Raw genomic sequence first — 10,304 nt, 5'->3', positions numbered from 1 at the left:
CCGACCAGCAGGTGGTAGAGCAGCGCGAAGAACGTCCGCTGCGCGACCTTCAGCTCGGGCGTGGGCTTCGCCTCGGCCGGCAGCCCCGCCTGGAGCTTCGGCACGGCGTACACCAGGTGCGTGAGCCCGTCGAGCGACCAGTGCTCGTCCAGCCCGTCCAGCAGCATCCGCAGCGACTCGCGCTCGGTGTCGCCGAGCGAGGCGAGCAGCTCCGTGTCGGGCTCCTCGCGGACCCGGGTCCGCTGGTCGGCCGCGACCTGGGTGGTGATCCAGTTCTCGGCGCGGTCCAGCCGGGGCCGGGCCTCGTCGAGGGAGCCGATCGGGTTCTCCGGGTCGAGGTCCCGCAGGATGCGCAGCGTCTGCTCGTCGTGGCCGGTGGTGATGTCCACGACCGAGGCCAGCGTGCGGTACGGCAGCGGCCGGGGCGTCCGGGGCAGCTCGCCCGCCGCCGTGGAGACGGCCCGGGAGTACGCGGCGGCGTCCGCGGGCAGCGCGCTGCCGTCCGCCACCTTGCGCTCCAGCGCGTCCCACTCGTCGTACAGCCGCTGGATCTCCTGGTCGAAGGCGATCTTGAACGACTGGTTGGGCTTGCGGCGCGCGTACAGCCAGCGCAGCAGCGGGGCCTCCATGATCCGCAGCGCGTCGGCCGGGGTCGGGACCCCGCCCTTGGAGCTGGACATCTTGGCCATGCCGCTGATGCCGACGAAGGCGTACATCGGGCCGATCGGCTGCACGCCGTCGAAGATCTCCCGGACGAGCTGGCCGCCGACGACGTACGAGGAACCGGGCGAGGAGTGGTCGACCCCGGAGGGCTCGAAGATCACGCCCTCGTGGGCCCAGCGCATCGGCCAGTCGACCTTCCAGACCAGCTTGCCGCGGTTGAACTCGCTGAGCGCGACCGTCTCGGCGTGCCCGCAGACGCAGGTGTACGCCATCTCCGTGGTCTCGTCGTCGTACGAGGTGACCGTGGTCAGATCGCGCTCGCACACCGTGCAGTACGGCTTGTACGGGTAGTAGCCCGCGCCGCCCGCGCTGCCGTCGTCCTCGCTTGCCGCGCCGGAGCCCTCGGCGGCCCGCACCTCGGCCTCGTCGACCGGCTTCTGCTGCTGGTTCTGCGGCTTCTTCGCGCCGCCGGCCGCCTTGTCCTTGTCCTTGGTGCGGTAGCGGTCCAGGACGGCGTCGATCCGGCCGCGCTCGCGCATGGCGTGCAGGATCTGCTCGCGGTAGGCCCCGGAGGTGTACTGCTCCGTCTGACTGATGCCGTGGAACTCCACGCCCAGCTCCGCCAGCGCCTCGATCATCGGCGCCTTGAAGTGCTCGGCCCAGTTCGGGTACGCGCTGCCGGGCGGCGCCGGCACCGAGGTCAGCGGCTTGCCGATGTGCTCGGCCCAGGACGGGTCGACGCCGGCCGGAACCTTGCGGAAGCGGTCGTAGTCGTCCCAGGACAGGATGTGCACGCAGTCGTACCCGCGGCGCCGGATCTCGTCGGCGACCAGGTGCGGGGTCATCACCTCGCGGAGGTTGCCGAGGTGGATCGGCCCGGACGGGCTGAGGCCGGAGGCGCAGACGATGGTCGGGGCGGTGCCCGATTTCCCAGTGCTCTGGGCGCGGCGCTCCGCTTCGGCGATGACCTCGTCCGCGAACCGGGAGACCCAGTCGGCCTCAGTGCTCTGAGCCACGATCGGCACTTCCTTCTTCCTCTGCTTTCCTCTGCTCGAAAGCCTGGCGCACCTATTCTCCCAGACCCCGTGCGCGGCCGGTGGCCGTGGGATACTGACGGACATCCCTTTCCACCAGACGAACGGCACGTATCCATGGCCTCGGTCCCTTCCCTTGCCGCTACGGTCCACCAGCGCGTCGCGGACGCCCTCTCGGCAGCCCTGCCGGAGGCCGGTCCCGCCGACCCGTTGCTGCGACGAAGCGACCGGGCGGACTTCCAGGCCAACGGCGTCCTGGGGTTGGCCAAGAAGCTGAAGGGCAACCCCCGCGAGCTGGCGACGAAGGTCGTCGAGGGCCTGCCGGCCGACGATCTGCTGGCCGAGGTCGAGGTCTCCGGGCCGGGCTTCCTGAACATCACCGTCGCCGACGCGGCGATCACCGCGCGGCTCGCCGAGCGGGCTGCGGACGACCGGCTGGGCGTGCCGCTCGCCGAGCGGCGCGGCACGACCGTCATCGACTACGCCCAGCCGAACGTGGCCAAGGAGATGCACGTCGGCCACCTGCGGAACTCGGTGATCGGTGACGCCATCGTCAAGATCCTGGAGTTCGCCGGCGAGAAGGTGATCCGGCGCCATCACATCGGCGACTGGGGCACCCAGTTCGGCATGCTCATCCAGTATCTGATCGAGCACCCGCACGAGCTGGACCACAAGGCGGGCGAGGAGGTCTCCGGCGAGGAGGCCATGTCCAACCTCAACCGCCTCTACAAGGCGTCGCGCGCCCTGTTCGACTCCGACGAGGAGTTCAAGTCCCGCGCCCGCCGCCGGGTCGTGGACCTCCAGGCCGGCGACCCCGAGACGCTCGCGCTCTGGCAGAAGTTCGTCGACGAGTCGAAGATCTACTTCTACTCGGTCTTCGACAAGCTCGACGTCGAGATCCACGACGCGGACATCGTCGGCGAGTCCGGCTACAACGACATGCTCGCCGAGACCTGCCGCCTGCTGGAGGAGTCCGGCGTCGCCGTCCGCTCCGAGGGCGCGCTCTGCGTCTTCTTCGACGACGTCAAGGGCCCCGACGGCAACCCCGTCCCGCTGATCGTCCAGAAGTCCGACGGCGGCTTCGGCTACGCCGCCACCGACCTGTCGGCGATCCGCGACCGCGTGACCAACCTCAAGGCCGACACCCTGCTGTACGTGGTGGACGTCCGCCAGTCCCTCCACTTCAAGATGGTCTTCGAGACCGCCCGCCGGGCCGGGTGGCTCACCGACGGCGTCGAGGCCGTCCAGCTCGGCTTCGGCACGGTCCTCGGCAAGGACGGCAAGCCGTTCAAGACCCGCGAGGGCGAGACGGTGCGGCTGGTGGACCTGCTCGACGAGGCGATCGACCGCGCCGCGGCCATCGTCCGCGAGAAGGCGCGGGACCTCACGGAGGACGAGATCGCCGAGCGCGCCGCGCAGGTGGGCATCGGCGCGGTGAAGTACGCGGACCTGTCCACCTCGATGGCCCGCGACTACGTCTTCGACCTGGACCGCATGGTGTCCCTCAACGGCGACACCAGCGTCTACCTCCAGTACGCCTACGCCCGCATCCAGTCGATCCTCCGCAAGGCGGGCGACGCGGCGCCGACCGCCCACCCGGAGCTCCCCCTGGCCCCCGCCGAGCGGGCCCTGGGCCTCCACCTGGACGAGTTCGCCGCCACGCTGGCGGCCGTCGCCGAGACGTACGAGCCGCACAAGCTGGCCTCGTACCTCTACCAGCTGGCCTCGCACTACACCGCGTTCTACGACCAGTGCCCGGTCCTCAAGGCCGAGACCCCGGCCATGCTGGAGAACCGCCTCTTCCTCTGCGACCTCACGGCCCGCACCCTCCGCCAGGGCATGACCCTCCTGGGCATCCGCACCCCCGAGCGCCTCTGACGTCGCCCTCGACGCCCCACACGGGAGCCCCCGCCGGTCCGGCGGGGGCTCCCGTCACTCCGGACCGGGGCCGCGCTCAGCCCGGTTCACTCACGCTCCAGGCCGAGCCGGGCACGCACCTCGTCGTGCGGTACGCCGGCCGGCGTGCCGGCCGCGGAGCGGAACCGGTACTCGGCCACGGCCAGCGCGTCCTCGAGTTCCGCCAGCTCCTGAGGGTTTATCAGAACGGCGGCCGGCTGTCCGTGGTCGGTGATCGTGATGCGTTCCCGGGCATGGGCGGTCCTGCGGACCAGCGTCCCGAAGCGCGCCCGGGCTTCCGTCATGGGGAACGTGTCACTCATGCACAGAAGTGTACAGTTGTCGCCGTTTCGGCGGCGGGACATCACGGAAACAAGGAAACGGCCGGCCCCCGGTGGGGGCCGGCCGTTCGCGTGGTGTCGGGGCCGAGGGCGCCGTCAGGTGTGGGAGAGGCGCTGGGCGGCCTCCGTCGCCCAGTAGGTCAGGATCATCTGCGCGCCGGCGCGCTTGATGCCCGTGAGGGTTTCGAGGATCGCCTTGTCACGGTCGATCCAGCCGTTGGCCGCGGCGGCCTCGACCATCGCGTACTCCCCGGAGATCTGGTACGCCGCCACCGGCACGTCGACCTCCTCGGCGATCCGGTGGACGATGTCGAGGTAGGGCAGGGCCGGCTTGACCATCACCATGTCCGCGCCCTCCGCCAGGTCGAGCGCCAGCTCGCGCAGCGACTCCCGGGCGTTGGCCGGGTCCTGCTGGTACGTCTTGCGGTCGCCCCGCAGCGAGGAGCCGACCGCCTCCCGGAAGGGCCCGTAGAACGCGGAGGAGTACTTCACGGTGTAGGCCAGCACGGACACGTCCTCGTGGCCCGCCGCGTCCAGCGCCTCGCGGACCACCCCGACCTGGCCGTCCATCATGCCGCTGGGGCCCACCGCGTGGACGCCCGCGTCGGCCTGCACCCGCGCCATCTCCGCGTACCGCTCGAGCGTCGCGTCGTTGTCGACCCGGCCCGCGGAGTCCAGCACCCCGCAGTGGCCGTGGTCGGTGAACTCGTCCAGGCACAGGTCGGACATGATGACCAGCTCGTCGCCGACCTCGGCCCGCACATCGCGGATGGCGGCCTGGAGGATGCCGTCGGGGTCGGTGCCGGCCGAGCCGGTCGCGTCCTTCTTCTCGTCCTCGGGCACCCCGAAGAGCATGATCCCCGAGACGCCCGCCGCCCGCGCCTCCACGGCCGCCTTCCGCAGCGTGTCCCGCGTGTGCTGGACCACTCCCGGCATGGCGGCGATCGGCACCGGCTCGGAGATGCCCTCCCGCACGAACGCGGGCAGGATCAGATCCGCCGGGTGCGGCCGGGTCTCCGCGACCATCCGCCGCAGGGCGGGGGTGGTGCGGAGCCGGCGCGGCCGCGCCCCGGGGAACGATCCGTACCGGGTGCCTCCGTGACCGGAGTCGTGCCTGCTGCTCACGTGCGCCTCCTGCGCGATCCGGGCCGGCGCTCGCTCGGCCTGGTGACGTGTTCACCCGCCTCGACGGCCGCGGCCCGGCGCGCCGCGCCGAACTCCGCCAGGGCCTCCGCCAGCTTGTGCACGGACGGCTCGGGCGACAGCACGTCGACCCGCAGGCCGTGCTCCTCCGCCGTCTTGGCGGTGGCCGGCCCGATGCAGGCGATAACGGTGACATTGTGCGGCTTGCCGGCGATGCCGACGAGGTTCCGCACCGTGCTGGAGGAGGTGAACAGGACCGCGTCGAAGCCGCCGCCCTTGATCGCCTCCCGGGTCTCGGCCGGCGGCGGAGAGGCCCGCACGGTCCGGTAGGCCGTGACGTCGTCGACCTCCCAGCCCAGCTCGATCAGGCCCGCCACCAGCGTCTCGGTGGCGATGTCGGCACGCGGCAGGAAGACGCGGTCGATCGGGTCGAAGACCGGGTCGTACGGCGGCCAGTCCTCCAGCAGACCGGCGGCCGACTGCTCCCCGCTGGGCACCAGGTCCGGCTTCACACCGAACTCGACCAGCGCCTTGGCGGTCTGCTCGCCCACCGCCGCGACCTTGATGCCGGCGAAGGCGCGCGCGTCGAGCCCGTACTCCTCGAACTTCTCGCGCACCGCCTTGACGGCGTTCACGGAGGTGAAGGCGATCCACTCGTAGCGCCCGGTGACCAGGCCCTTGACCGCGCGCTCCATCTGCTGCGGGGTGCGCGGCGGCTCGACGGCGATGGTGGGCACCTCGTGCGGCACCGCGCCGTAGCCGCGGAGTTGGTCGGAGAGCGAGGCCGCCTGCTCCTTGGTGCGCGGCACGAGGACCTTCCAGCCGAACAGCGGCTTGGACTCGAACCACGCGAGCTGGTCGCGCTGGGCCACGGCACTGTGCTCGCCGACCACGGCTATGACGGGCTGGCCGCCGTCCGGCGAGGGCAGCACCTTCGCGGACTTGAACACCTGGGCGATGGTGCCGAGGGTGGCGGTCCAGGTCCGCTGCCGGGTGGTGGTGCCGGCGACGGTGACGGTCAGCGGCGTGTCCGGCTTGCGGCCGGCCGCGACCAGCTCACCGGCCGCCGCGGCGACCGTCTCCAGCGTCGCCGAGACCACGGCCGTGGCGTCGCTGGTGCCGATCTCGCTCCAGCAGCGCGCCGACGCGGTCCGGGCGTCGACGAAGCGCACGTCCGCCCCGCCCTCGGCGGTGCGCAGCGGCACACCGGCGTACGCGGGGACCCCGACGGCGGTGGCCACACCGGGCACCACCTCGAAGACGACGCCCTCGGCGGCGCAGGCGAGCATCTCCCCGGCGGCGTTGCCGTCGAGGCCGGGGTCGCCCGCGACCGCACGGACGACCCGCTTGCCGGCCCGCGCGGCCGCCATGACAAGATTGGCGGCGTCTCCGAGCTCGGGCGCACCGGCGGGGCTTGACGATTCGTCATGTCCGGGCCGCTGCGGGATGTCCACGCCTGCCCTCGCATGCGCGACGACCACGTCGAGCACCTGAGGGTCGGCGACCAGCACGTCGGCGCGTGCCAGCGCGTCCACGGCGCGCAGTGTGAGCAGCCCCGGATCTCCGGGTCCGGCACCCAGGAAGGTGACGTGACCGAGAGCGCAGTGCTGCGGGTGGTCGATTCGTGCGGTGGTGGGGCTCAAAGTGCTCGCTCCCCCATAAGACCGGCCGCACCCTTCGCGAGCATCTCGGCGGCGAGTTCGCGGCCGAGTGCCATGGCTTCGTCATGGGACGTGGGTACGGGTCCGGTGGTGGACATCTGCACCAGCGTCGAGCCGTCGGTGGTGCCGACGACGCCGCGCAGGCGCATTTCGGTGACAACCTGCCCGTCGGCCAACAGGTCGGCCAGCGCACCCACAGGTGCGCTGCAACCGGCCTCCAGGGCGGCGAGCAGGGAACGCTCCGCGGTGACGGCGACCCGGGTGTACGGGTCGTCCAGCTCCGCGAGCCGGTCGGCGAGGTCCGCGTTGGCCGCGGCGCACTCGACAGCCAGGGCCCCCTGGCCGGGGGCGGGCAGAATCGCTTCGGTGGCGAGCTTCTCGGTGGCCTCGTCGATCCGGCCGAGCCGGGTCAGACCCGCGGCGGCCAGCACCACGGCGTCCAGTTCGCCGGAGCGCACATAGCCGATCCGGGTGTCGACGTTGCCGCGGATCGCCACGGTCTCGATGTCCTTGCCGAGCGCCCTGGCCCAGGCGTTGAGCTGCGCGGCGCGGCGCGGCGAACCGGTGCCGATCCGCGCGCCGGCGGGCAGCTGCTCGAAGGTGAGCCCGTCGCGGGCGACCAGGCAGTCGCGCGGGTCCTCGCGCGGCGGCACGGCGGCCAGCGTCAGCTCGTCGGGCTGGGCGGTCGGCAGGTCCTTCAGCGAGTGCACCGCGAAGTCGATGTCCCCGGCGAGCAGCGCGTCGCGCAGCGCCGAGACGAACACACCGGTGCCGCCGATCTGCGCCAGGCTCTCCCGGGAGACATCGCCGTACGTGGTGATCTCCACCAGCTCCACGGGCCGGCCGGTCAGCCGCCGCACGGCCTCGGCGACCTGGCCGGACTGCGCCATGGCCAGCGCGCTGCGCCGGGTGCCCAGCCGCAGCGGGCGGCCGGCGTCCGGTGCCGTACGGTCCTGTCCGCCGGCGTGGCGGCCGGGAGCCATCGGGGTCTCGTTCATCATGCCCGCCCTCGGTTCGGGTCGATCGTGCTCGACGAGGAGTCGGCCCGGCTGACGGCGGCGACCGCCTTCGGGTCGAGGTCGAAGAGTTCGCGCAGCGCGTCGGCGTACCCGGCGCCACCGGGCTCGCCCGCGAGCTGCTTCACCCGCACCGTGGGCGCGTGCAGCAGCTTGTCGACGACGCGGCGCACGGTCTGGGAGATCTCCGCGCGCTGCCGGTCGTCGAGCTCGGGCAGCCGGCCGTCGAGCCGGGCGATCTCGCTGGTGACGACGTCCGCCGCCATGGTGCGCAGGGCGACCACGGTGGGGGTGATGTGCGCGGCGCGCTGGGCGGCGCCGAAGGCGGCGACCTCCTCCGAGACGATCGCCCGCACCTGGTCCACGTCGGCGGCCATGGGCGCGTCGGCCGCGGCCTCGGCGAGCGTCTCGATGTCGATCAGGCGGACCCGGTCGATGCGGTGCGCCGCGGCGTCGATGTCGCGCGGCATGGCCAGGTCGAGCGCGTACAGCCCGATCCCGGTTCCGGAGTCGGCGCCGGGCCTGCGGCCGGCGGCCTCGCCCGCGGCCAGCGCCTCGCGCAGCGCGTCGGCGGTCAGCACGAGGCCGGCCGCGCCGGTGCAGGAGACGACGACATCGGCGCCGGCGAGCTCGGCGGGCACGGCGCTCATCGCCACGGCGCGGGCCGACGGCCCGGCCGGCGCGGCGCCCGGCTCGGTGTTCCGGGCCAGCGCCGCGGCCAGCCCGGCGGCGAGCCGCTCGGCGCGCTCCAGCGTGCGGTTGGCGATCACGAGCTCGCGCACCCCGGCGCGGGCCAGCGTGGTCGCGGCCAGCGAGGACATCGAGCCCGCGCCGATCACCAGCGCGCGCTTGCCCTCGATCCACCGCTCGACCGGCTCGTCACCGGCTAGCTGCTCCAGGCCGAAGGTGACCAGCGACTGGCCGGCCCGGTCGATGCCGGTCTCGGTGTGCGCCCGCTTGCCGACCCGCAGCGCCTTCTGGAAGAGGTCGTTGAGCAGCCGCCCGGCGGTGTGCAGCTCCTGGCCGAGGGCGAGGGCGTCCTTGATCTGGCCGAGGATCTGGCCCTCGCCGACGACCATCGAGTCCAGCCCGCAGGCCACCGAGAACAGGTGGTGGACGGCCCGGTCCTCGTAGTGCACATAGAGATAGGGGGTGAGCTCCTCCAGGCCGACCCCGCAGTGCTGGGCCAGCAGCGTGGACAGCTCGGCGACACCGGCGTGGAACTTGTCCACGTCGGCGTAGAGCTCGATGCGGTTGCAGGTGGCGAGCACCGCGGCCTCGGTGGCGGGCTGCGCGGCGAGCGTGTCGTGCAGCAGCTTCACCCGGGTGTCGGGGGAGAGCGCGGCCCGCTCCAGCACGCTGACCGGGGCGCTGCGGTGGCTGAGGCCGACGACGAGCAGACTCATGCCGGCATCACGGCGGGCACGTCCCCGTCGGGTCCCTTGCGGCCATCGGCCACGCCCGCCGCGCGGACGGCGGCGGACGGCTGCGCGATGTCCTGGCCCAGGTCCTCGCCGGCCTTCCGCTGCTCGTGGAAGGCGAGGATCTGGAGCTCTATGGAGAGGTCGACCTTGCGCACGTCCACGCCGTCGGGCACGGAGAGCACGGTCGGGGCGAAGTTGAGGATCGAGGTGACCCCGGCGGCGACCAGCCGGTCGCACACCTGCTGGGCGGCGCCGGCGGGGGTGGCGATCACACCGATGGACACACCGTTGTCCCGGATGATCGCTTCCAGCTCGTCGGTGTGCCGCACGGGCAGCCCGGCGACCGGCTTGCCGGCCATGGCCGGGTCGGCGTCGATCAGCGCGGCGACCCGGAAGCCGCGGGAGGCGAACCCGCCGTAGTTGGCGAGCGCGGCGCCGAGGTTTCCGATGCCGACGATCACGACGGGCCAGTCCTGGGTCAGACCGAGCTCACGGGAGATCTGGTAGACGAGGTACTCGACGTCGTAACCGACCCCGCGGGTGCCGTACGAGCCGAGGTAGGAGAAGTCCTTGCGCAGCTTGGCGGAGTTGACGCCGGCCGCCGCCGCGAGCTCCTCGGAGGAGACCGTGGGCACCGAGCGCTCGGACAGCGCCGTCAAAGCACGGAGATACAGCGGAAGCCGGGCGACGGTGGCCTCGGGAATCCCTCGGCTTCGGGTCGCCGGTCGGTGAGTTCGGCCAGTTGCCACGGTGCTCCTGCGGGTAGAGCGGGGCTGCGGGCGGCTCTTCGTCCCAAGAGCGCCCCATCGACGCCAGGCTATGTCTTTGTGAACGCGTGCACAAAGATGGTGTCCGCTTTGTCCGAGCAAAGTGACCGGGGTCACGCAGGTGAATCGAGACATCCGGGAACCGCCGTCGCCGCGTCGCCGTTGAGCAGCCGACGGGGGCACGACCTCACGCTCCTCTGTGGATATGCCCCCGAACCGACCAAAACGACGCTGATCGTAGACGACGTTTGCCCGAGGCACCCAATTTCGGCGCGTGCCCGGGGTGGCCGATGATCGCCGTGCCGCCGGGGCGTACGAGGCGCCCGGTGCGGCGGAGGGGGTACGGGGCCGGGCCGGGG

At 72.4% G+C, this 10,304-nt stretch carries 8 protein-coding genes; 1 reads left to right on the top strand and 7 read right to left on the bottom strand.

Going from position 1 to position 10,304, the window contains the following annotated elements:
- Nucleotides 1–1,688 (bottom strand): lysine--tRNA ligase (gene lysS / locus ACSNOD_RS22720; protein WP_436768866.1); only part of this gene is annotated, 1,688 nt, incomplete at its 3' end.
- 126 nt (nt 1,689–1,814) lie between these two features.
- On the opposite strand from lysS, the gene argS reads away from it, so the two are divergent.
- Nucleotides 1,815–3,575 carry an arginine--tRNA ligase gene (gene argS / locus ACSNOD_RS22715; protein ID WP_436768865.1) on the top strand — a complete coding sequence of 587 codons (1,761 nt, stop codon included), beginning with the start codon at nt 1,815–1,817 and terminating at the stop codon, nt 3,573–3,575.
- An 86-nt stretch (nt 3,576–3,661) separates the two neighbouring features.
- On the opposite strand, the gene ACSNOD_RS22710 is transcribed toward argS, so the two are convergent.
- The 6 genes from ACSNOD_RS22710 to ACSNOD_RS22685 form a co-directional block, all read right to left on the bottom strand.
- Entirely contained in the window at nt 3,662–3,916 is a 255-nt protein-coding gene (locus ACSNOD_RS22710) for a type II toxin-antitoxin system Phd/YefM family antitoxin (RefSeq protein WP_436768864.1), read from the bottom strand.
- A 114-nt stretch (nt 3,917–4,030) separates the two neighbouring features.
- A complete protein-coding gene (gene hemB / locus ACSNOD_RS22705; RefSeq protein WP_436768863.1) occupies nt 4,031–5,059 on the bottom strand; it encodes a porphobilinogen synthase in 1,029 nt (342 codons plus the stop codon).
- Nucleotides 5,056–6,720 carry a uroporphyrinogen-III synthase gene (locus ACSNOD_RS22700; protein WP_436768862.1) on the bottom strand — a complete coding sequence of 555 codons (1,665 nt, stop codon included), beginning with the start codon at nt 6,718–6,720 and terminating at the stop codon, nt 5,056–5,058. Before ACSNOD_RS22700 ends, hemB begins: the two co-directional genes overlap by 4 nt.
- A complete protein-coding gene (gene hemC, locus ACSNOD_RS22695; protein WP_436768867.1) occupies nt 6,717–7,721 on the bottom strand; it encodes a hydroxymethylbilane synthase in 1,005 nt (334 codons plus the stop codon). The genes ACSNOD_RS22700 and hemC overlap by 4 nt, the downstream gene beginning before the upstream one ends.
- Nucleotides 7,722–7,735: 14 nt before the next feature.
- Nucleotides 7,736–9,160, bottom strand: a complete 1,425-nt coding sequence (locus ACSNOD_RS22690; protein WP_436768861.1) for a glutamyl-tRNA reductase — start codon at nt 9,158–9,160, stop codon at nt 7,736–7,738.
- The gene (locus ACSNOD_RS22685) at nt 9,157–9,927 is read right to left on the bottom strand and encodes a redox-sensing transcriptional repressor Rex (RefSeq protein ID WP_436768860.1); all 771 of its coding nucleotides are present in this window, start codon (nt 9,925–9,927) and stop codon (nt 9,157–9,159) included. Before ACSNOD_RS22685 ends, ACSNOD_RS22690 begins: the two co-directional genes overlap by 4 nt.
- Nucleotides 9,928–10,304: the final 377 nt, after the last annotated feature.

Source organism: Streptomyces sp. URMC 123 (genome assembly GCF_051386515.1).
Lineage (GTDB): Bacteria > Actinomycetota > Actinomycetes > Streptomycetales > Streptomycetaceae > Streptomyces.
The sequence above is the reverse complement of the archived record's forward strand: the minus strand, read 5'-3'. Positions and strand labels throughout refer to the sequence as shown.